This is a genomic window from Streptomyces sp. H27-H1, from assembly GCF_026627445.1.
Lineage (GTDB): Bacteria > Actinomycetota > Actinomycetes > Streptomycetales > Streptomycetaceae > Streptomyces.
The window spans coordinates 177,862-200,013 of sequence record NZ_JAPNLJ010000004.1 but is presented as its reverse complement, the minus strand read 5'-3'; the positions used below and the strand labels follow the sequence as shown (position 1 = coordinate 200,013).

The 22,152-nt window shown below is 71.4% G+C and carries 19 protein-coding genes; 8 read left to right on the top strand and 11 right to left on the bottom strand.

Annotation, left to right across the window (positions count from 1 at the left end):
* Positions 1-66: 66 nt before the first annotated feature.
* From OTB20_RS05745 to OTB20_RS05725, 5 genes are all read right to left on the bottom strand, one after another.
* The gene (locus OTB20_RS05745; RefSeq protein ID WP_267815498.1) at positions 67-579 is read right to left on the bottom strand and encodes a hypothetical protein; all 513 of its coding nucleotides are present in this window, start codon (positions 577-579) and stop codon (positions 67-69) included.
* Complete coding sequence (locus OTB20_RS05740; RefSeq protein ID WP_267815497.1) at positions 576-1,562, bottom strand: class I SAM-dependent methyltransferase; 987 nt, start codon at positions 1,560-1,562, stop codon at positions 576-578. The genes OTB20_RS05745 and OTB20_RS05740 overlap by 4 nt, the downstream gene beginning before the upstream one ends.
* Positions 1,563-1,760: 198 nt before the next feature.
* Positions 1,761-2,270: a DUF2199 domain-containing protein gene (locus OTB20_RS05735; RefSeq protein WP_267815496.1), complete on the bottom strand. Its 510-nt coding sequence runs from the start codon at positions 2,268-2,270 to the stop codon at positions 1,761-1,763.
* Between the two features lie 131 nt (positions 2,271-2,401).
* Entirely contained in the window at positions 2,402-3,178 is a 777-nt protein-coding gene (locus OTB20_RS05730) for a sulfite exporter TauE/SafE family protein (protein ID WP_267815495.1), read from the bottom strand.
* A gap of 448 nt (positions 3,179-3,626) precedes the next feature.
* A complete protein-coding gene (locus OTB20_RS05725; RefSeq protein WP_267815494.1) occupies positions 3,627-4,928 on the bottom strand; it encodes a ferredoxin reductase family protein in 1,302 nt (433 codons plus the stop codon).
* 166 nt (positions 4,929-5,094) lie between these two features.
* On the opposite strand from OTB20_RS05725, the gene OTB20_RS05720 reads away from it, so the two are divergent.
* Genes OTB20_RS05720 through nirD form a run of 3 tightly spaced genes read left to right on the top strand, consistent with a single transcriptional unit; the run spans position 5,095 to position 9,385 of the window.
* Positions 5,095-6,480, top strand: a complete 1,386-nt coding sequence (locus OTB20_RS05720) for an NAD(P)/FAD-dependent oxidoreductase (RefSeq protein ID WP_267815493.1) — start codon at positions 5,095-5,097, stop codon at positions 6,478-6,480.
* A 2-nt stretch (positions 6,481-6,482) separates the two neighbouring features.
* Positions 6,483-9,053 carry a nitrite reductase large subunit NirB gene (gene nirB / locus OTB20_RS05715; RefSeq protein WP_267815492.1) on the top strand — a complete coding sequence of 857 codons (2,571 nt, stop codon included), beginning with the start codon at positions 6,483-6,485 and terminating at the stop codon, positions 9,051-9,053.
* The gene (nirD, locus tag OTB20_RS05710) at positions 9,050-9,385 is read left to right on the top strand and encodes a nitrite reductase small subunit NirD (RefSeq protein WP_267815491.1); all 336 of its coding nucleotides are present in this window, start codon (positions 9,050-9,052) and stop codon (positions 9,383-9,385) included. The genes nirB and nirD overlap by 4 nt, the downstream gene beginning before the upstream one ends.
* Positions 9,386-9,406: 21 nt before the next feature.
* Here nirD and OTB20_RS05705 read toward each other — a convergent pair whose 3' ends face one another.
* Together OTB20_RS05705 and OTB20_RS05700 are read right to left on the bottom strand one after the other, a co-directional pair.
* On the bottom strand, positions 9,407-9,814 hold the full coding sequence (locus OTB20_RS05705) for a VOC family protein (protein WP_267815490.1): 408 nt from the start codon (positions 9,812-9,814) through the stop codon (positions 9,407-9,409).
* 197 nt (positions 9,815-10,011) lie between these two features.
* Positions 10,012-10,476 carry a group III truncated hemoglobin gene (locus OTB20_RS05700; RefSeq protein WP_267815489.1) on the bottom strand — a complete coding sequence of 155 codons (465 nt, stop codon included), beginning with the start codon at positions 10,474-10,476 and terminating at the stop codon, positions 10,012-10,014.
* A gap of 233 nt (positions 10,477-10,709) precedes the next feature.
* Between OTB20_RS05700 and OTB20_RS05695 the strand changes: the two genes are divergently transcribed.
* Positions 10,710-11,870, top strand: coding sequence for an alkaline phosphatase PhoX (locus tag OTB20_RS05695; RefSeq protein ID WP_267815488.1), 1,161 nt, complete (start codon positions 10,710-10,712; stop codon positions 11,868-11,870).
* Positions 11,871-12,042: 172 nt separating this feature from the next.
* Here OTB20_RS05695 and OTB20_RS05690 read toward each other — a convergent pair whose 3' ends face one another.
* From OTB20_RS05690 to dusB, 3 genes are all read right to left on the bottom strand, one after another.
* The gene (locus OTB20_RS05690; protein ID WP_267815487.1) at positions 12,043-13,125 is read right to left on the bottom strand and encodes an ArsR/SmtB family transcription factor; all 1,083 of its coding nucleotides are present in this window, start codon (positions 13,123-13,125) and stop codon (positions 12,043-12,045) included.
* Positions 13,126-13,651: 526 nt separating this feature from the next.
* Complete coding sequence (gene ppdK, locus OTB20_RS05685; RefSeq protein WP_267815486.1) at positions 13,652-16,360, bottom strand: pyruvate, phosphate dikinase; 2,709 nt, start codon at positions 16,358-16,360, stop codon at positions 13,652-13,654.
* 375 nt (positions 16,361-16,735) lie between these two features.
* On the bottom strand, positions 16,736-17,878 hold the full coding sequence (dusB, locus tag OTB20_RS05680; RefSeq protein ID WP_267815485.1) for a tRNA dihydrouridine synthase DusB: 1,143 nt from the start codon (positions 17,876-17,878) through the stop codon (positions 16,736-16,738).
* 63 nt (positions 17,879-17,941) lie between these two features.
* On the opposite strand from dusB, the gene OTB20_RS05675 reads away from it, so the two are divergent.
* Positions 17,942-19,414 (top strand): MFS transporter, encoded by a 1,473-nt coding sequence (locus OTB20_RS05675; protein WP_267815484.1) that lies wholly within the window; start codon positions 17,942-17,944, stop codon positions 19,412-19,414.
* Between the two features lie 89 nt (positions 19,415-19,503).
* Here the strand turns inward: OTB20_RS05675 and OTB20_RS05670 are convergent, their stop codons facing one another.
* On the bottom strand, positions 19,504-19,968 hold the full coding sequence (locus tag OTB20_RS05670; RefSeq protein ID WP_267815483.1) for a MarR family winged helix-turn-helix transcriptional regulator: 465 nt from the start codon (positions 19,966-19,968) through the stop codon (positions 19,504-19,506).
* 90 nt (positions 19,969-20,058) lie between these two features.
* Between OTB20_RS05670 and OTB20_RS05665 the strand changes: the two genes are divergently transcribed.
* The 3 genes from OTB20_RS05665 (at position 20,059) to OTB20_RS05655 (ending at position 22,143) form a co-directional block, all read left to right on the top strand.
* Positions 20,059-20,403: a DoxX family protein gene (locus tag OTB20_RS05665; RefSeq protein WP_267815482.1), complete on the top strand. Its 345-nt coding sequence runs from the start codon at positions 20,059-20,061 to the stop codon at positions 20,401-20,403.
* 84 nt (positions 20,404-20,487) lie between these two features.
* Entirely contained in the window at positions 20,488-21,528 is a 1,041-nt protein-coding gene (locus tag OTB20_RS05660) for an aldo/keto reductase (protein ID WP_267815481.1), read from the top strand.
* A gap of 21 nt (positions 21,529-21,549) precedes the next feature.
* Positions 21,550-22,143, top strand: a complete 594-nt coding sequence (locus OTB20_RS05655) for a TetR family transcriptional regulator (protein WP_267753333.1) — start codon at positions 21,550-21,552, stop codon at positions 22,141-22,143.
* The last annotated feature ends 9 nt before the right edge of the window (positions 22,144-22,152 follow it).

The following is a 22,152-nucleotide window of genomic DNA, read 5'->3' as shown; positions in this document are numbered from 1 at the left end:
CTCCGTCGCCCGGGCTCCTCTTCACGCTACGGGCCTCCCGGGCGGAGTCACGGCCTCGAGACGGCCCTACAGGGGGCGCGGGTACCAGCGGCGGTGGACGAACGGCTCGACGCACAGGACCGCGGCGCCCGCCACGGCTCCCACCAGGAGCGAGGTCCAGCCGCCCCCGGCGACGAGCGCTCCGGCGCAGGCGGCGGCCAGGACCAGCGGCCGGGCCAGGGTCAGCGGGCCGAGTCCGACGACCACGGCGAGGGTGCCGGCCCGGAACGGCAGTGTGAGGTAGGCGGCGAGGGAGAGCCCGACCGCGAGGGCGTAGGCCCCGAGCGGGACGAGGAAGCCGACCCCGCCGTCGGCTAGGGCCCCGTACGCCCGGTCCGGGTCCTCGGCGGCCAGCAGGACCGCGCCGGCCGTGAGGGCGGGGGCGAGCAGCAGGACGGCGCCGACCGCCAGTCCGCGCAGGGCCGCACGGACGACGGCACGCTGCTTGCGGATCCGGGCGTCCCGGCCGGCGTAGGCGCGGAAGCCGCTGAACGCCGCGTCGACGAGGCCGAGGGCAGCGAGCGGCAGGACCGGGTTCATCGCGCGGCTCCGGCTCCGGCGCCGGACCGGGAGGCGGCGCCCGGCTCCGGCGGTCCGCCGCGGGTCAGCTGCTCCGCGCCCACGAGCCGGCGCGAGGCGCGGCCGAGGGCCTGGCGCAGCGGGTCCTCCAGGTAGGGCCGGATGCCGAGGACCGGGCGCAGGGTGGTGCAGAAGGGGTTGGACAGGCCCCGGGGTTCGTAGAGCAGCGGAGTGATGCCGGGTACGGTCGCGGCACGCAGCAGGGTTTCGTCCGAGTGGGCGCGCCGGGCGGAGACGACCCCGTCGTGGCGGCCGAGCGGATGGCGCATGCGGGCCCGGTGGAACACCCAGGCGCCCACGGGTGCCAGCCGGGTGGCCGCGATGTCGAAGTGGCAGAAGGCGAGCGCCTGGGAGTCGGCCTGGGCCTCGAAGAACTCCGCGAGCGCGGGGCCGCGGAAGTGGTGCAGCACGCCGGTGGAGACGTAGACGGTGGCGACCTCCGGCAGGTCGAAGGCGTTGCCGTGGACGAACCGGCAGTCGAGCCGCTCCGCGCGGGCCAGCCGGTCGGCCTCGGCGACGAGCGCGGCGTCGAGGTCGACGCCGATCAGCTCGACGTTCGGTCCCAGGGCGCCGGTGGCGGCGAGCCACCGGACGAGGTAGCCGAGCCCGGATCCGATGTCGACCAGACGGAACCGGCCGCGGCGGCCGGCGATCTCACGGATGGCCTCGAACAGCGGGTTCAGTACGTGCACCAGCCGTTCCCCGATGCGCAGTTCCTCACTGAGCCGCTGCATCTCGGTGTGGACGCCGATCATCAGCCGGTCCACGGCGAGCGGGTCGAGCACGTCGTCCGGGCCGGCCGGCAGCCCGGCGACGATCCGGGCGGCGCGCGGGTCCCCCGACTCTTCGAACCGGCGAACCACATCACCCCGCCGGACCGGCAGTCGCGCCCCGCTGAGCGGGTCGGTGACGGTGATCAGGTCGGATATCTCAAGGTGGGGCACGACCGGAACTTTATCCCCGCCGACGGGCCGGCCCCAGGTCAGACCCCGGTCAGACCAAGATCAGCTGCGGATCTGTGACCTAGTGCCGCACCCGGCCCGAACTGATGACCGGCTGGTCGGCCCAGGACGTTGCGGCAGTGCGACCGTGCCGACCCGGACAGCGGCCCCGTCTCAACGGAGTCGGACCCACGGAGCCGGTCAGGCCGGGTGCAGCACGGCCATGGCGATCTCGCGTACGCGTTCCCGAGTGATCCCGGTGCGCTGCTCGACGGCGAGGGGGTGGCCGGTGGGCTCCAGCTCGATGGAGAAACGTTTGCCGACCGGCCGGGTGTGAGCGTTGGTCTTCAGGTCGGCGGTGCCCTCGGAGTAGAGCGCGAGCTCGGTGCTGAGCCAGCCGAAGTAGGGCTTCTCGGCCTCGCGGCCCTCGGCGTTCCATACGTCCAGGGCGCGCGTGAAGTCGTCTCTGCTCAGCGAGACCCAGACGCCCCACGAGAAGATGTCCGTGCTGCCGATCACGGGTATCTCGATCATGCCCCTGATGAAGAAGTGGTGGCCCTTGATCACGCACTGGTCCGACGACAGCATGCTGTCCGCATCAGCCTCGAAGCCGGCATTCCAGACGTCGGGGGCCGCGGCCGAGTAACTCATGGGGAGCTCAGTGTGGCGTTCGCCGCAACTGGAGCAGGTGAAACCGGGATCGATAGACATGGCGTGAGCCTAGCGACGACCTGAGCAACAACTGGCCCCCGCCGCCAGCCCCGTGACGGTTGCTATTGCTCCGCGCTCCGGCTTGCCGTCCGGTCATCGTGCGTTCACACCACGACCGCCTCGGGCGTGGATCAGCCCCACTGTTCGAAACCCAGCTTCACGACCAGGGCTCCGACGACCGTGAGGAGGACCCCCCGGACGAAGCCGCTGCCCTTCTTCAGCGCCATCCGGGCGCCGATCATGGCGCCGACCAGGTTGAACACGGCCATCAGGGCGGCCAGTTGCCACAGCACCATGCCCTGGTAGGCGAACATGGCGAGCGCTCCGGCATTGGTGCACACGTTGACGATCTTCGCCGTCGCGGAGGCCGTGACCAGGTCGAGGTGGAGGAGGGCCGTCAGCGCCAGGACCAGGAAGGTACCGGTGCCGGGGCCGATGAGCCCGTCGTAGAAGCCGATGCCGAGGCCGGCCAGCGCGATGGCGAGCAGAACACGTCGGCGGCTGACGCGAGCGGCCCCGGGAGCGACGCCGAAGGCCGGGCGGAAGAGGACGAACGCACCGACGATCACCAGGACCGCCATGATCAGCGGGCGCAGCGCGTCCTTGCTGATGCCGCCCGCCAGGGCGGCCCCGCCCATCGAGCCGATCAGCGCGGCCAGACCGATGCGGACGGCGAGCTTCACGTCCACCGAGGTCTTGCGCAGGTACGAGACGGCCGCGCCCGAGGTTCCGACGATGGCCACGGCCTTGTTGGTGCCGAGGACGGTGGCGGGGTGGGCGCTGGGCAGGCCGAGGAGCAGGGCGGGCAGGAGCAGCAGGCCGCCGCCGCCCACGACGGCGTCGATCCATCCGGCCGCCGCAGCGGCCACGCACAGCACGATGATCATGGTTGTCGATATGTCAGGCACGGCCCGACTTTATGGAGGGGTTGGGTGCAGTGGCCATCAATCCCCGGAAACTTGCGCAAAGGTTGAGCTTTGCCTGGCCGGCGCCCTGTCGGGGGCCGGCGGAGCCGACGGATCCACCGCCACCGTCAGCACGCTCGCGGCCAGCACACTGGCCAGCCCGAGCCCGGCCGCCAGCCGCCGCGCGGGCGGTACGGACCCCAGCGCGGCCAGCACCGCTTGCACCGGGGAGGTACGGGGTCTGCGGTGCCGGGCGGCCACCGCCCGGCACGGCCTGCCCGACGGCGCCGGCCGACGGGGACACGGACACGGCGACGTGCAGCGGGTGGCGCATCATGCGGCGACCTCTCGGAGGCGGAGGGAGAACTGGAGAGAAGGGGAGGCGAAGGCCAAGGGGAACTGGAGCCGAAGCGCGAGCGGAAGCGCGAGCCGAAGCGGAAGCCCAACGGGCTCAGAAGCCGAAGCACTCGGCGTGGATCCGCCCGGCCGGCACCCCGGCCCGCAGCAGTGCGGCCTGGGTGGCGTCCGCCATTCCGGGCGGCCCGCACAGGTACACGTCGTGTTCGGCCAGCTCCGGGACCAGCTCCGCCAGCGCCTGCGGAGCCAGCGGGTCGAAGGAGGCGCCCGACGGCCCGAGCAGGTAGTGCAGCCCGGCCTGTCGTTCGGCGGCGATGGCCTCCAGCTCGGAGCGCAGCACGAGGTGCTCCTCGGCGCCGGCCCGGTAGAGCAGGGTGATGTCCCCCGGCCCGCCGGGCAGGGTCTCGAACAGCGCCCGCATCGGGGTGATCCCCACTCCGCCGGCGATCAGCAGCACCTTGGTCCTGGTCCGCCGGGCGGCGGTGAGCGCCCCGAAGGGCCCGGTGGCGAGGACCCGGGTGCCGGGCCGCAGCCGGCGGATCCGGCGGGAGTGGCCGCCGAGGGCCTTCACGGTGATCCGCAGGGTGTCCCCGCGGACCGGCGCCGACAGCGAGAACGGCAGCGCGGTGTGCCACAGCCGCCGCTGCAGGAACCGCCAGCGCAGGAACTGCCCCGGCTCCGCACGCAGCTCCGCGAGGTGCTCCCCGTAGACGAGGACGGAGACCACCCCGGGCCCCTCCGTACGGACCTCGGCGACGCGCAGCGCGTGCCGCAGGGCCTGGCGTACGGGGACCACGGCGCGGTACCAGACGAGCAGGACGGCGACCACGGCGTGGGCGAGGGCCCAGAACCAGGTGACGGGCGCCAGATCGGGGCCGGCGAGCTGGTGCCCGAAGGCAAGGGCCGCGGCAAGGTATACGAGGAGGTGGATCCCCCGCCAGGTTTCGTGGGAGACGCGGCGGCGTACGGAGCGGGCGGAGGTGATGCCGACGGCGGCCAGGAGGACGGTCCCGGCCACCGCGGCGGCCAGGGCCGGGTAGCCGAGCAGCTCCCGGACGGCGGAGATCACATCGACCCCCTCGTGCACGGCATAGCCGCAGAGCGCGAAGAGCCCGTGCCCGAAACAGGTCAGCAGGACGTGGCGTCCGCCCAACGCGTGCCAGCGGGCGAGCCGGGCCGCGCCCACCCCGTGCTCGACGGCGGGGACCCGGGCCATGAGGAACAGCAGGACGAGCACCCCGTACCCGGCGAGCAGGCCGGACAGGTGCGCGGCGGTCGCGAACAGCGCGTCGAGCCGGGCCGAGGGCCGCACCTGGGCGGCCCACAGCAGGGCGACAATTCCCGCTCCGCCGAGCATCCCGCCCTTGACCCGAACCGCCATGTCTCGCTCTCGCATACGGCCACGCTAAGGGCGGTTCCGCGGGCTCCCGGGCCTCCCGGTGATCCTTAAGGCGGCCTTGAGGAACGCCTCACTGGCGCTTAACCCGCACGCTGAGGTCGGCGTTCCGTTGGGGAAACAGAGTCGGTGCCGTGGGGAAACAGCGGCCGCGCACTCTCATGTCATGACCTCGGAACAGCAACGCGTGGTGGTGATCGGCGGCGGCCTCGCGGGCCTGCGGCTCGCCGCCCGGCTGGGCGGGGACGTACGCGTCCTCGGCGAGGAGGCGCACGCCCCCTACAACCGGGTCCTCCTCGCGGAGGTCCTGGCCGGCCGGTACTCCCCGGAAGTGACGGCACTCCCGGCCCCCGGTCCGGCGCTGCGCCGGGGCGTGCGGGCGGTCCGGATCGACCGGGCGGAGCAGGTGGTGCACTGCGACGACGGAACGGTCGAGCCCTACGGCACGCTGGTCCTGGCCACCGGGTCGAACCCGGTCCTGCCCGCCCTGCGCGGCCTCTTCGAACCGGAAGGGCGGGACCTCCCCGCCGGGGTCCACGCCTTCCGCACCATGGACGACTGCCTGGCCCTGTCCTCGGCCGTACGTCCCGGCGTGCGCGCGGTGGTGATCGGCGGCGGCCTCCTCGGCGTCTCGGCGGCCCGCGCCCTGGCCGAGCGGGGCGCCCAGGTCGTCCTCGCCCAGCAGGGCGAACGTCTGATGGAACGCCAGCTCGACGCGGACGCCTCGGCGCTGCTGCGGACGCACCTGGCAGGCCTGGGCGTGGAGATCCACACGGAATGCCGCGTCCGCGGCCTGACGACCGCCTCGACACCCCATCCGGGCCCGCCCGCTGCCGACGGCACCGGCGCGCAGCCGGCCCCGACGGCGTTCGAGGCGCGGCAGGGGGCAGAGCCCGCGACGCCCCGCAGGGTCACCGGGGTCGAGCTCGCCAACGGCTACCGCCTCGATGCCGACCTCGTCGTCCTCGCCTGCGGAGTCCGCCCGCGCACCGGCCTCGCCCAGGCCGCCGGCCTCGACGTCCGCAAGGGCATCGTCATCGACGACGAGCTGCGCACCAGCGACCCCCGCATCCACGCCGTCGGCGACTGCGCCGAGCACTCGGGCCGCGTCTACGGCCTGGCGGGCCCCGCCCTCGAACAGGCCGACGCCCTGGCGAAGGTCCTCCTGGGCACCGGCCGGGGCATCACCTCGGCCCCGAGGCCGGCCCCTCCCACCAGGGACGAGCCCCAAGCCATCCCCGCCACCTACACCGGCACCCGCGCCCTGACCCGCCTCACCCTCACCGCAGGCGGCGACCGGCCCCTCGATCTCGCCGCCTTCGGCGAGACCACCGCGCTCCCCGGCGACGACGTGGTCCGGCTCACCGACGCCACCCGCCGCACCTACCGCAAGGTCGTCGTCCGCGGCGACCGCCTCGTCGGCGGGGTCCTGATCGGCGAACTCTCCAGTGTGGGCGCCCTCGCCCGCAGCTGGGAGGACGGCGCCCCCCTCACCGACAAACACGGTCTCACCGACCTGCACCATCTGCTCACCGACGACGGAGGCTCCTGATCATGGCCGCAGCCACGCCCACGCCCGCCCAGGCCGCCGCCCAGGCCGCCGCCCAGCCCGCCATCGTGCTCATCGGCCACGGCATGGTCGGCCAGCGCTACCTGGAGGCGCTCGCCGAAGTCGGCGCCACCGCCACGCACCGCATCACCGTGCTCTGCGAGGAGCCCCGGCCCGCCTACGACCGCGTGCGCCTGACCTCGTACTTCTCCGGCAGCACCCCCGAGGACCTGTCGATGACCCCGGCCGGGTTCATGGCGGAGCACGGGATCTCCCTGCACCTCGACGACCCCGCCGAGACCATCGACCGCGACGCCCGCACCGTCACCTCCCGCTCCGGGCAGGTGTTCCCGTACGACGTGCTCGTGCTCGCGACCGGCAGCTACCCCTTCGTGCCGCCCGTCCCCGGCAAGGACGCCCCGGGCTGTTTCGTGTACCGCACCATCGAGGACCTCCTCGCGATCGAGGAGTACGCCAAGACCCGCACCACCGGCGCCGTGGTCGGCGGCGGCCTGCTCGGGCTGGAGGCGGCCGGCGCGCTCAAGGGCCTGGGGCTCACCACCCGCGTCGTGGAGTTCGCGCCCCGGCTGATGCCCGTCCAGGTCGACGAGGGCGGCGGCGCGGCCCTGCTGCGCACCATCGAGAACATGGGCCTCACCGTCCACACGGGCGTAGGTACCCAGGAGGTTCTCACCGGCGAGGACGGTGCGGTCAGCGGCATGAAGCTGTCCGACGGCTCCACCGTCGACACCGACCTGGTCGTCTTCTCCGCCGGCGTCCGCCCCCGCGACCAGCTCGCCCGCGACAGCGGCCTGACCGTCGGCGAGCGCGGCGGCATCGCCGTGGACGCCCACTGCCGCACCTCCGACCCGCACGTCTACGCCATCGGCGAGTGCGCGCTCGCCACCGACGGCCGCGTCTACGGGCTGGTCGCCCCCGGCTACGAGATGGCGGAGACGGCCGCCGCGGACCTGCTGGGCCGCGAGAAGGAGTTCACCGGCGCCGACCTCTCCACCAAGCTCAAGCTCCTCGGCGTGGATGTGGCCTCCTTCGGCGACGCGCACGGCGCCACCGCAGGCAGCCTCGACGTCGTCTACTCCGACTCCCGCTCCGGCGTCTACAAGAAGGTGGTCGTCTCCGCCGAAGGCGTCCTGCTGGGCGGCGTCCTGGTCGGCGACGCCGACTCCTACGGTCTGCTGCGCCCGCTCACCGGCTCCGTACCGCCCGTCACCCCCGAGCAGCTGGTGCTGCCCGCCGGCGCCGGCGCACCCGTCGCGCTCGGCCCGTCCTCGCTCCCCGACTCCGCGGTGATCTGCTCCTGCCACAACGTCACCAAGAAGACCATCACCGCCCACACGACCGTGCCCGAGGTCAAGAAGTGCACCAAGGCGGGCACCGGTTGCGGCAGCTGCCTCAAGGTGATCGGCCAGCTGATGCCGCCGGCGGCCGACAAAGGGCTCTGCGACTGCTTCGCCTTCACCCGCGCCGAGCTCTACGAGATCGTTCGCACCCTGCGCGTGACCTCGTACGAGCGGCTCCTCGACAGCCACGGCCGCGAGGAGGCCCGCGGCAGCGAAGGCTGCGAGGTCTGCAAGCCCACCGTCGGCTCGATCATCGCCTCCCTCGCCCCCACCCTCGGCGCGAGCGGCTACGTACTGGACGGGGAGCAGGCCGCCCTCCAGGACACCAACGACCACTTCCTCGCGAACATGCAGCGCAACGGCTCGTACTCGGTCGTCCCGCGCATCCCCGGCGGCGAGATCACCCCCGACAAGCTCATCGTGATCGGTGAGGTGGCCCGCGACTTCGGCCTCTACACGAAGATCACCGGCGGCCAGCGCATCGACCTCTTCGGCGCCGCCATCGACGAGCTACCCCGCATCTGGGCCCGGCTCGTCGACGCCGGATTCGAGTCCGGGCACGCGTACGGAAAGGCCCTGCGGACCGTGAAGTCCTGTGTGGGGCAGACCTGGTGCCGCTACGGGGTCCAGGACTCCGTACGGATGGCCATCGACCTGGAGCTGCGCTACCGGGGCCTGCGCGCCCCGCACAAGCTCAAGTCGGCGGTCTCCGGCTGCGCCCGCGAGTGCGCGGAGGCACAGAGCAAGGACTTCGGGATCATCGCGACGGCGAGCGGCTGGAACCTCTACGTCGGCGGCAACGGCGGGGCCACTCCGCGCCACGCCGACCTGCTGGCCCAGGACCTGTCCGACGCCGAACTGGTCCGGCTCATCGACCGGTTCCTGATGTTCTACATCCGCACCGCCGACCGGCTGGAGCGGACCTCCACCTGGCTGGACCGGCTGGAGGGCGGCCTTGAGCACCTGCGGGACGTGGTCGTGCACGATTCGCTCGGTCTGTGCGCGGAGCTGGAGTCGATGATGGCCGACCACGTGGCGCACTACCGCGACGAATGGGCCGAGACCCTGGAGGACCCGGAGCGGCTGCGCCGGTTCGTGTCCTTCGTCAACGCTCCCGGCGCACCCGACCCGAGCGTGCAGTTCGTCCCCGAACGCGGTCAGATCAAGCCCGACCTGACCGTACTCACCCTGGAGCCCCTGGGAGGCACCCGATGACCGTGGAACTGCAGGTGGATGAGGGATGGCTCACCGTGTGCGAGCTGTCGGCGTTGATCCCCGGGCGCGGGGTGGCGGCTCTGCTGCCCGACGGAAGCCAGGCCGCCGTGTTCGTCGACCGCGCGGGGCGCCCGTACGCCATCGGCAACCGGGACCCCTTCACCGGGGCGCAGGTCCTCTCGCGCGGGCTGATCGGCTCGGCCGCCGGACGCCTCTTCGTGGCCTCGCCGCTGCTCAAGCAGCGCTTCGACCTGGAGTCGGGGCACTGCCTGGACGACGAGGAGGTGGCGGTCCGGACGTACCCGGTACGGACCGCCGCGACCTCCGTCTGACCGGCGTGGCCGGGGCAGGCGTCAGCCCTGGATCATCGCCGGGTCCATCCACATGATCTCCCAGGTGTGACCGTCGAGGTCGTCGAAGGCGCGGCCGTACATGACCCCGTGGTCCTGGGCGGGACGGGGCTCGGTGGCGCCGGCCCCCAGGGCCCCGTCGACGAGCTCGTCGACGGCGCTGCGGCTCTCGGCGCTCAGACACAGCAGCACCGAGGTGGTGGTGGCGGTGTCGGCGATGGCCTTGTGGGTGAAGTCCTTGAAGCGGGCCTCGGTCAGGAACATCGCCACGATCGAGTCGGTGATGGGCATCGAGGCGCAATTCTCGTCGGTGAACTGAGCGTTGAAGGAGTAGCCGAGCTTCCCCCAGAAGGCCTTGGTCGCGTCGAGGTCCTTGACCGGCAGGTTGACGAAGATCATGGTGGAGGACATCGCGGTCTCTCTTCTCTCGGTTCTCACGGCTCCCACGGGGGGTCCCGTTGCTTTCGAGAGGTAGACCGGGGTCTCCCGGGAAACTCATCGCTCCCGGCGAAGTTTCTTCAAGAATCCCCGAACCCGCAGGTCGGAGACCGGTCAGCGCAGGCCAGGTCGGAGAGCGGTCGGAGCAGGTCTGACCGGGACCGGCCGCGTCAGCCCGTGGTCGAGCGCAGCCGCAGGGCCGCCAGCGGTACGAAACCCAGCCCGTCGGCGCTCTCCACGGAGGGCCCGGCGCCGGACAGCCGCTTGTGCAGGGACAGCGCGATCCGCTCGCCCTGGGCCTTGGCCCGCTCCGCGTTCGGCCCCCGGTGCAGTCCGTCGATCGTGGCGCGCCACAGCTGCACCCAGCGGCCGAAGTCCTCGGCGGTCATCTCGCGGGCGGACTGGAGGGCCTCGTGCGGGGCGAAGGCGTCGCGCCGGTAGTCGGCGCTGCGGAAGAGGGCCCGCTCCCAGAAGTCGGTGATCCGGGGCAGGTGCACCTCCAGGTCGGTGCCGGCGATCTCGGTGAAGAAGGGCCCGATCCGCTGGTCGGCGAAGGCCGCCGTGTAGAAGCGGCGCAGCACGACGTCGAGGTCGGCGCGGCCGGAGATGTCGGGGGCGGCGGCGTTGTGGTCCATCAGTCCACCATCCTCCCGCACCCGCCCCCTCCCCAGGGCAGAAAGTCCCGCGATACGCCGTCCCGCGCCGTTCGAATTTTCCGGAAATCCCGCGGGGAGGATTGACCTCCCGCCGGTCGCTCCCGCGTCATATGGAATTGACGTCACGTCAACTCGACGGCTCTAAGTTCCTCGACGCGTGTGTGACTCCCCGCCCGACCGGGCGCGGAGCCTCTCCTCCCACAGGAGTGACCGTGGAACGTCGTACCTTCCTTCGCGGGGCCGTCATCGGCTCCTCCGCAGCCGCCTTCGGCGGCACGCTGATGCACGGCGCGGCCTACGCGGCCCCCGCCCAGCCCGGCGCCGGGCCCTACGGGGCGCTCGGCGCCGCCGACGCGAACGGCATCATGCTGCCCACGGGCTTCAGCAGCCGGGTGATAGCCCGCTCCGGCCAGACGGTCGGCGGCACCTCGTACACCTGGCACAGCGCCCCCGACGGCGGTGCCTGCTTCGCCGACGGCGCGGGCTGGATCTACGTGTCGAACTCGGAGATCAACCCCTCCGGCGGCGCGAGCGCGGTGAAGTTCGACTCCTCGGGCACCGTCACCGGCGCCTACCGGATCCTGTCCGGCACCCGGCAGAACTGCGCGGGCGGAAAGACCCCGTGGAACACCTGGCTGTCCTGCGAGGAGGTCGATCGCGGCTACGTCTACGAGACCGACCCGTACGGGGTGAACGCCTCCGTGCAGCGCCCCGCCATGGGCCGCTTCAAGCACGAGGCGGCCGCCGCCGACCCGGTGCGCAAGGTCGTCTACCTGACCGAGGACGAGACCAGCGGCTGCTTCTACCGCTTCATCCCCACCACTTGGGGCAACCTCTCCTCCGGCACCCTCCAAGTCCTCAAGGCCGGTACCGCCGCCTCCGGCTCCTTCACCTGGGCCGACGTCCCCGACCCGGACGGCTCGCCGACCGCCACGCGCGGCCAGGTCTCGGGCTCGAAGAAGTTCAACGGCGGCGAGGGCTGCCACTACGCCAACGACACGGTGTGGTTCACCACCAAGGGCGACAACAGGGTCTGGCAGCTCAACCTCACGAACAGCACCTACGAGCTGGCCTACGACGACTCCCTGGTCTCCGGCGGCGGCGCCCCCCTGACGGGCGTCGACAACGTCACGGGCTCCTCGTACGGCGACCTCTACATCGCCGAGGACGGCGGCAACCTGGAGATCTGCGTGATCACCCCGGACGACGTGGTCGCCCCCTTCCTCCGGGTCACCGGCCAGTCCTCCTCGGAAATCACCGGCCCGGCCTTCTCCCCCGCCGGAAACCGCCTCTACTTCAGCAGCCAGCGCGGCACCACCGGCAGCTCCACGGACGGCATCACGTACGAGGTGACGGGCCCGTTCCGCACCTGATCGAATCCAGCACCGCCGGGGCCAAATCCAGCCCCGCCCCGGGGCCCCTCCCAGCGGTAGCTGGCGGCACTTGAGGCGCGGGGGTCCGGGGGCAGGCCCCCCGGGAAGGACGCCGCACGGCACCACCGGCCGCACCTCGGCGGGGTGAGACCCCGCCGGGGGCGCGGCCGGATCACGACACCATGGCCCCACCCTTGAGCAGCGCAGCGCCCAGCGGCGTCACGGTGTGCAGCACGGCATTGCCCATCCGCAGCGTGGTGACGAGACCCGCCTCCCGCATCACCCCGGCGTGCTGGCTCGCGGAGGCCAGCGAGACCCCGGCCCGCCGGGCCAGTTCACTGGTGGTGGCCCCGTCACCGATCGCCTGGAGCACCACGGAGCGGGTGTGCCCGACCAGTTTGCCCAGGGTGTGCTGGCGGTTCCGCCGCCGTTCCTCCGCCGGCCGGGCCGCCTCGCCGGCAGCGGCCGAGGACGGCTCCGCCGCCGCCGGATACACGAGCACGGGCGGCAGCTCCGGATCGTGCAGGGTCACCGCCGTGCGCCGGCAGAAGAAGGAGGGCTGGAGCAGCAGCCCGCGCCCCCGTAGCCGTACGTCCCGGTCCACGGGGTAGTCGCACTCGAGCACCGGAGCCCGCCACCGCAGCATCGGCGGCAGCGAGGCCAGCAGCTCGTCCGCTCCCCCGTCGAGCAGCGCCCGCCCTCGCGCGGCCCGCTCGGCCTCGATCTGGGCCTGGATGTGCGTCCAGTACGGCTCCACGGCCGCCCGGTGGTAGCCGCGGAGCTCCCCCAGCAGCCGGGGCAGGTGCGCGGTGTCCCCTTCCATGAAGTCCCGCAGCCGCCTGGGGACCGGCGTCTCGGCGCCGCGGTAGGCGCCCCCGTCGGCCGCGGGGGGCATCCCGAAGGCCGCCGCCATGCCGGAGCCGGCCTCTATGCCCCGGCCGAGCAGGGTGAGCTCGCGCCGCAGCCGCTCGGGGCGGATCCCCCGTAGCGCGTCGAGGCCCACGTCCCACCCGTAGCGCCCCTCCACGGGGGTGAGGAAATCGGGGAAATAGCCCCGGCTCGGTATCAGCGCACCGAGAAGTCGTGTTTCACCATTCAACCGGGTGCGGGCTTCGGCACGCCAATCGCCGAAGAGCCGGCTATCCCGTCGGTCTCTTAACCGGTGAAAACTCAGAATCGTTTCCCACAACGCATCCGGACGCCCTGCCATCCTTACGCGCGCGAGGTCCACTCCAGTGAAATGGATACGCAGCACCCGAACCCCCACCTGTGCAACCGCAATCCCCCCGCCCCTCGAGTATGCACGCCGTCACACGTGGTCACCATGGCCTTTCAGCCACAGTTGAAACCCCTTTCGGCGAGGGTGTGACAACCGAAATCCTGTACTCCGCCGGGCACACTCCGGCGCGACCGAAACGCTCCGCGAAGGCCGTGGGGGGCTTTGCGGGGCCTGGCGGTCGGTCGCACCGGGAAGCGCCGACGTGTCCGGCGGATTGGCAACAGGCAGTGGACGGGTGGGGATCCGTCCACTGCCTGTTGCCGTTAAGTCATGTGGAACAACATTGAACTAATACTGCCCGCCGGGTAAGGCCGGGGAAGACCCCGAGAACGCCGACACGGCCCGGGAACCCCCGGGAACCCCCGGGAACCCCCGGGAACCTCTGGGAACCCCCGGGAACCTCTGGGAACGCCGAAAAAATGGACGCGCCTGCCACCGGGCGTCAGGGAACCCGGGGGCAGGCGCAGTCGAGGGGGCCCTGGGCGTCAGGGCCGTGGAGCGGTCAGCGGCTGTCGCTGCCCTTCGCCTCGGCGGCGGCCCGGCCGGCCTCCAGGCGCGCGACCGGGATCCGGAACGGCGAGCAGGAGACGTAGTCCAGGCCGACCTCGTGGAAGAAGTGGACGGACTCGGGGTCGCCGCCGTGCTCTCCGCAGACGCCGAGCTTGAGGTCGGGGCGGGTGGCCCTGCCGGCTTCGACGGCACTGCGGACCAGCGCGCCGACGCCGTCGCGGTCGATGGTCTCGAAGGGCGAGACCCCGAAGATGCCCTTCTCCAGGTAGGCGGTGAAGAAGCTGGCCTCGACGTCGTCGCGGGAGAAGCCCCACACCGTCTGGGTCAGGTCGTTCGTGCCGAAGGAGAAGAACTGCGCGGCCTCGGCGATCTGGCCGGCGGTGAGGGCGGCGCGGGGCAGCTCGATCATGGTGCCGATGGTCAGCTTGAGGTTGGTGCCGGTGGCGGCCTCGACCTCGGCGATGACCGCGTCGGCCTCGTCGCGGACGATCTCCAGCTCCTGGACGGTGCCCACCAGCGGGACCATGATCTCGGCGCGCGGGTCGCCCTTGGCGTTCTTGCGCTCGGCCGCGGCCTCGGCGATCGCCCGGACCTGCATCTTGAACAGGCCGGGGATGACCAGGCCGAGGCGGACGCCGCGCAGACCCAGCATCGGGTTCTGCTCGTGCAGCTTGTGCACGGCCTGGAGCAGGCGCAGGTCGTTCTCGTTGTGGTCCTTGCGGGACTCGGCGAGGGCGACGCGCACCGACAGCTCGGTGATGTCGGGCAGGAACTCGTGCAGCGGCGGGTCGAGCAGGCGCACCGTGACGGGCAGTCCGTCCATCGCCTCGAACAGCTCGACGAAGTCCTTCTTCTGCAGCGGCAGGAGGGCACTGAGTGCCTCCTCGCGCTCGTCGTCGGTGTCCGCGAGGATCAGGCGCTCGACCATCTCGCGGCGCTCGCCGAGGAACATGTGCTCGGTGCGGCACAGGCCGATGCCCTGGGCTCCGAAGCGGCGGGCGCGCAGCGCGTCCTCGGCGTTGTCGGCGTTGGCGCGCACCCGCAGGCGGCGGACGCGGTCCGCGTACGCCATGATCCGGTGCACCGCGCCGACGAGCTCGTCGGCGTCGTCGGCGCCGGCGTGCATGCGGCCCTCGAAGTACTCGACGACCGGGGACGGTACGACGGGTACCTCACCGAGGTAGACCTTGCCGGTGGAGCCGTCGATGGAGACGACGTCGCCCTCTTCGATGACCGTGCCGCCCACCGTCATGCGGCGGCGCTTGGTGTCGACGTCGAGGTCCTCGGCGCCGCAGACGCAGGTCTTGCCCATGCCGCGGGCGACGACGGCCGCGTGCGAGGTCTTGCCGCCGCGCGAGGTCAGGATGCCTTCGGAGGCGATCATGCCGTCGAGGTCGTCCGGGTTGGTCTCGCGGCGGATCAGGATGACCTTCTCGCCCGAGCGGGACCACTTGACGGCCGTGTAGGAGTCGAAGACGGCCTTGCCGACGGCCGCGCCCGGGGAGGCGGCGATGCCGCGGCCGAGCAGTTCGGCCTTCGCTTCCTCGTCGAAGCGCGGGAACATCAGCTGCGCGAGCTGGTGTCCGGTGACCCGCTGGAGGGCCTCGCCCTCGGTGATCAGGCCCTGGTCCACGAGCTGGGTGGCGATGCGGAAGGCGGCGCCGGCGGTGCGCTTGCCGACCCGGGTCTGGAGCATCCACAGCTGGCCGCGCTCGATGGTGAACTCGATGTCGCAGAGATCCTTGTAGTGGTTCTCCAGCGTCGTCATGATCGTCATGAGCTGGTCGTACGAGGCCTTGTCGATGGACTCCAGGTCCGCGAGCGGCACGGTGTTGCGGATGCCCGCGACGACGTCCTCGCCCTGGGCGTTCTGGAGGTAGTCGCCGTATACGCCCGCGTGGCCGCTGGCCGGGTCACGGGTGAAGGCGACGCCGGTGCCCGAGTCGGGGCCGAGGTTGCCGAAGACCATGGAGCAGATGTTGACCGCGGTGCCCAGGTCGCCGGGGATGCGCTCCTGGCGGCGGTAGAGCTTGGCGCGGTCGGTGTTCCAGGAGTTGAAGACCGCCTCGACGGCGAGGTCCATCTGCTCGCGGGCGTCCTGCGGGAACTCGCGGCCGGCGTCCTTCGCGACGATCTTCTTGAAGCGCGTGACGAGCTTCTTGAGGTCGGCGGCGTCGAGATCGGTGTCGACGGTGACCTTCTTGGCGGCCTTGGCCTCCTCGAGGGCGTCCTCGAAGAGCTCGCCGTGCACGCCGAGGACGGTCTTGCCGAACATCTGGATGAGGCGGCGGTACGAGTCCCAGGCGAAGCGCGCGTCACCGGACTGGGAGGCGAGGCCGATCACCGACTTGTCGGAGAGGCCGATGTTGAGGACGGTGTCCATCATGCCCGGCATCGAGAACTTGGCGCCGGAGCGCACGGAGACCAGCAGCGGGTCGTCCGACTGGCCGAGCTTCTTGCCCATCTTCGCCTCGAGGGCGGCGAGGTGCGCGCTGACCTCTTCGCGCAGGTCGGCCGGGGCCTCGCCGCTGTCGAGGTAGACCTTGCAGGCCTCGGTGGTGATGGTGAAGCCGGGAGGGACCGGCAGACCCAGGTTGGTCATCTCGGCGAGGTTGGCACCCTTGCCACCGAGAAGGTCCTTGAGGTCGCGGTTGCCCTCCGTGAAGTCGTAGACGAACTTCTGATCTTTGTTTTCCGACACGGGTCTCGACTCCTCGAGGCTCGGTGGCTGCCCTGACGGCCAGGAACATACCCAGATCGAAGGCTTATGGGTACGTCCACTTGGCCGTCACGTGGCCGTAACCACCTGCGTGCCAGCAGATCGAATGTAACTGGCCAGTAGCCAAAACCTACGAAGAGTCTTCATCTCCCGAAGGATGAGGGGCTCACTCCGGCTTGCTTACGCTCGGATGAGCGATCATCGATACATTTGCGTTCAAGACTTGAACGAACAAAGGGTGGCACCCAGTGCCACCCTTTGAAAGTCTTACCCGTGACCATCTCGCTCATCTGAGCGAAACCTCACCCATGCGTGGCGTATGTCACGCCGTCGACGGCACAGTTTGTCAGGTGTTTCTCAGCCTCCGGACGTGTCCAGTTCGGCTTCCTCACTCACACCCGCGCAGTCGTACGGATCCTTCAACCAGCCCTCGGGCAGGACAACCCGGTTGTTTCCGGACGTACGGCCCCGCGGACCGTCCGCGCTGTCCGGCCAGGGCTGATCCAGGTCCAGCTCGCTCAGATGAGCGTCGAGCTCGGCCAGGGAGGAGGTGACGGCGAGCTTCTGCCGCATCTCCGACCCCACCGAGAAGCCCTTGGTGTACCAGGCCACGTGCTTACGGAAGTCGATCACCCCGCGCGCCTCGTCGCCGATCCACTCACCGAGCAGCTCCGCGTGGCGCAGCATCGTGTGCGCGACCTCCCGCAGGGTCGGCTTGTGGAAGTCCTCGGGGCGCCCCTCGAAGGCCGCGACCAGGTCGTTGAACAGCCACGGCCGCCCCAGGCAGCCGCGTCCCACGACCACCCCGTCGCAGCCGGTCTCGCGGACCATGCGCAGCGCGTCCTCGGCGCACCAGATGTCTCCGTTGCCGAGCACCGGGATCTCCGGCACGTGCTCCTTGAGCCGTGCGATGGCATCCCAGTCGGCGGTGCCGCCGTAGTGCTGGGCGGTGGTGCGGCCGTGCAGGGCTATGGCGGTGACGCCCTCCTCGACGGCGATCCGGCCGGCGTCGAGGTAGGTGAGGTGATCGTCGTTGATGCCCTTGCGCATCTTCATGGTCACCGGCAGGTCGCCCGCGCCCGCGACGGCCTCGCGCAGGATCGCGCGCAGCAGGTTCCGCTTGTACGGGAGGGCCGAGCCGCCCCCCTTGCGGGTGACCTTGGGCACCGGGCAGCCGAAGTTGAGGTCGATGTGGTCGGCGCGGTCCTCTTCGACGATCATGCGGACCGCCTTGCCGACCGTCGCGGGGTCGACTCCGTACAACTGGATCGAGCGAGGCTTCTCGGTCTCGTCGAAGTGGATCAGCTGCATGGTCTTCTCGTTGCGCTCGACCAGGGCCCGGGTCGTGATCATCTCGCTCACGAACAGCCCCTTGCCGCCCGAGAACTCGCGGCACAGGGTACGGAACGGGGCGTTGGTGATGCCGGCCATCGGCGCGAGCACCACCGGGGGCTGCACGGTGTGCGGGCCGATCGCGAGAGGCGGGGGGAGCGTGGTCATTCCACCATTGTGGCTCAGCCGCGCCACTGATCGCATGTCTTTAGTTAGGCGTACTATCGGCCCATGGACGAGTTGACCCCTCGGCGGCGCCTGCTGATCCTCTCGATCTGCTGCATGAGCCTGCTCATCGTCAGTCTGGACAACACGGTCCTGAACGTCGCCCTCCCCGCCATGCGCCGCGATCTGGACGCCTCCGTGGCCGGCATGCAGTGGACGATCGACGCGTACACGCTGGTCCTGGCCGCACTCCTGATGCTGGCCGGCTCCACGGCGGACCGGATCGGCCGCCGCAAGGTCTTCACCGTCGGCGTCGTGCTCTTCACCGCCGGCTCGGTGCTCTGCTCGCTCGCCCCGAGCCTCGGCTGGCTGATCGCCTTCCGGATGATCCAGGCCGTCGGCGGCTCGATGCTCAACCCGGTCGCCATGTCGATCATCACCAACACCTTCACCGAACCGCGCGAGCGTGCCCGCGCCATCGGCGTGTGGGGGGCGGTCGTCGGCATCTCCATGGCCGCGGGCCCGCTGATCGGCGGCCTGCTCGTGGACTCCGTCGGCTGGCGCTCCATCTTCTGGATCAACCTCCCCGTCGGCATCCTCGCCCTCGTGCTGACCCTGCGCTACATCCCGGAGTCCCGGGCCGAGCACCCGCGCCGCCCCGACCCGGTCGGGCAGCTGCTGGTCGCCGGGCTGCTCGGGTCGGTGACGTTCGGGATCATCGAGGCCCCCTCCGCCGGACTGCGCTCTCCGCTGATCCTGGGGTGCGGGCTCGTCGCCGTCCTGTCCCTGGCCGGACTGTTGGCGTACGAGTCACGGCGGGCGGAGCCCCTGATCGACCCGCGGTTCTTCCGTAGCGCCCCCTTCAGCGGGGCCACGGTGATCGCGGTCAGCGCCTTCGCCGCACTGTCAGGGTTCCTCTTCCTGAACACCCTGTACCTACAGGACGTACGGGGCCTCGGCGCCCTGGACGCCGGCCTGTACATGCTGCCGATGGCCGTGCTCGCCTTCCTCTGCGCACCCGTTTCGGGGCGGCTCGTGGCGACCCGGGGACCGCGGCTGCCGTTGCTGGTCGCGGGCGTGACGATGGGGGCCAGCGGGCTGCTGTTCGCCGCGTTCTCGGCCGAGAGCTCGACGCCGCTGCTGTTCTGCGGGTACGTGCTCTTCGGCATCGGGTTCGGTCTGGTCAACGCGCCGATCACCAACACCGCCGTTTCCGGGATGCCGCGCGCCCAGGCCGGAGTGGCCGCGGCGGTGGCCTCCACCAGCCGGCAGACCGGCGGGGCGCTGGGCGTGGCGATCGTCGGCGCGGTCCTGGCCGCCGGGATGGCGGGCGGCGCCGGGGGCGGGACCGGATCCGCCGCCGGTTTCGCGGCGGCGGCCCAGCCGGCCTGGTGGATCATCACGGCCTGCGGGCTGCTCGTCCTCTTCGTCGGCTTCGCCACCAGCGGGAACTGGGCGCAGGAGACGGCCCGGCGCACGGCCCTGGCCCTGGAGCCCGCGGCCGGCCCTCTGCGCAAGGACGCCGCGCCGCGGCACTGACGCGGGCCGCGTCGGTGCTTCCCGTCCGGCGGCCCGGCGGCCCGGCTGTCCGGCTGTCCGGCTTCCGGCTTCCGGCTTCCGGCTTCCGGCTATTCGCCGCAGGCGAAGTCCTCGGCGTGCGAGTCGATCCGGCCCAGCAAGCCGCGCAGCAGGTCCTGCTCCTGGTCGGAGAGGCCGGCGAACAGCCCGAGTTCCACGGCGTCGAGGGCCTCGTTGGTCTTGGCCAGGGCGCTGGTGCCGGCGTCGGTGATGGCGACGTTGTGTCGGCGGCGGTCGGCCGGGTCGCGTCGGCGCTCGGCGAGGCCGCCGCCCTCCAGGTCGTTGAGGATCCCGACGAGCACGCTCGGGTCCACTTCGAGCCGCTCGGCCAGCGCGCGCTGGCTGATGGGGCCGTCGGCCAGGTGCGTCAGGGTCATCGCGTGGCGCGGGGTGAGTCCGGCGGCACTGAGCGCCTTCTTCATGCGGGTCTGGGCGACCGATCCGTGCCAGGCCAGCAGCATGCCCAGCCGCTGCGGGGGGTCCGCGGGTTCCGGGGAGTCCTGAAGCGCCGTCATGTCCACATCGTAACAACCGGGAAATGATTGCGCTCTGCCGATCGTTGATGCTATTCAATGGTTATACGTTATCGATCGTTGGAGCCCATCATGTTCATCGCCTATGCCGTCGTCGCCGGACTGCTCGCCCTCGTCCTCCTCGCGTCCGCCACCTTCACGCTGCAGCGGAACCCCGCGATCACGGCGAACATGGAGAGGGTCGGAGTGCCGGACTCCTGGCTTCCCCGCCTGGCCGCACTCAAGGTGGCGGGCGCGATCGGCCTGGTCGCAGGCCTGTGGCTGACCCCGCTGGGCATAGCCGCCGCCGTCGGCGTGACGCTCTACTTCATCGGCGCGGTCCTCACCCACCTGCGCGCGAAGGACTACGAGCTCGCCCCGGCGGCCGTCCTCGCCGTGGTCGCGGCCGCCGCCCTGACCCTGCGCGCGGCGGCCTGACCGGACACCCCCACTCCGACCGCACCCTCACCCTGACGGGTGACAGATATTGAAATCTGTCACCCGTCATGCCACTCTCGTTTCATGACGACGAACGGGAACACCTCAGCGCAGCTCAAGGCACCGCACCGCACTCTCGGGACCACCGGCCCCGCCGCCTTCCCCCTGGGACTGGGCTGCATGGGGATGTCCGCCCTCTACGGCGAGTCCGACCGGGCGGAGTCCCTGGCCACCATCCACGCCGCCCTCGACGCCGGGGTCACCCTTCTCGACACGGGCGACTTCTACGGCATGGGGCACAACGAGCTCCTCATCAACGAAGCCCTGCGCACCGCATCCGCCGCGGCCCGCGACAAGGCGCTGACCAGCGTGAAGTTCGGCGCCCTACGCACGGTGGAGGGCGGCTTCACCGGGTACGACGGCCGGCCCGAGGCCGTCAAGAACTTCCTGGCCTACTCGCTCCAGCGGCTCGGCCGGGACCACATCGACATCTACCGCATCGCCCGCCTGGACCCGGACATACCGATCGAGGAGACCGTCGGCGCCATCGCCGAGGCCGTCACGGCCGGGCACGTCCGGCACATCGGGCTCTCCGAGGTCGGCGCGGACACCCTGCGCCGTGCCGCCTCCGTGGCTCCGATCTCCGACCTCCAGATCGAGTACTCCCTGATCTCCCGCGGAATCGAGGAGGAGATCCTGCCTACCGCCCGCGAGCTCGGCATCGGCATCACGGCGTACGGGGTGCTGTCCCGCGGCCTGATCAGCGGACACTTCACCCGCGACCGGGAACTGGCTCCGGGCGACTTCCGCGGCATGAGCCCCCGCTTCCAGGGCGACAACCTCGACCGGAACCTCGACCTGGTCGACGCCCTGCGCAAGGTCTCCGACGAGAAGGGCGTCACCGTCGCCCAGACCGCCATCGCCTGGGCCCTCTCCCGGGGCGAGGACATCGTGCCGCTGGTCGGCGCCCGCAGCCGCGACCGGCTCACCGAGGCACTGGGCGCCCTTCAGGTGGTGCTGACCCCCGCCGATCTCGCGGCCATTGAGGACGCGGTCCCGGCCGGGGCGGCCTTCGGCGAGCGGTACCCGGCGGCGCAGATGGCCCACCTGGACAGTGAGCACTGATCCGGCTGTACGGTCGTCCTCATGCCACCCGCAGCCGCCGAACCCCTCACCCCCGAGCGCATCCTCGAAACCACCGAGGAAGTGCTGCGCCGCTTCGGCCCGACCAAGGCGACCGTGGTGGACGTGGCGCGCGCCCTGGGCGTCAGCCACGGCAGCGTGTACCGGCACTTTCCGTCGAAGGCGGCGCTGCGCGAGGCCGTCACGGACCGCTGGCTCGCCAAGAGCGTGATCGTGCTGGAGCAGATCGCCTCGGCGCCGGCCGAGCCTGCCCCCTCCAAGCTGGAGTCGTGGCTGGAGGCGCTGTTCGATGCCAAGCGCCACAAGGCGGGTGACGACCCGGAGCTGTTCGCGACGTACATCGTGCTGCTCGGCGAGAACAGCGGCGTGGTCGACGACCACCTGACCGCGCTGATCGAGCAGCTGTCCCGGATCATCGGCGAGGGGGTCTCGGCGGGGTCGTTCACCGCCCCCGACGTGCCGGCCGCCGCACGCGCGGTATTCGATGCCACCGGCCGCTTCCACGATCCGCAGTACGCGGCGGACTGGCTCTCACCGACCATCACCACCGAGTTCGAGGCGGTCACCGCCCTGGTCATCCGGGGTCTGCGCGCCTAGGACATGCCT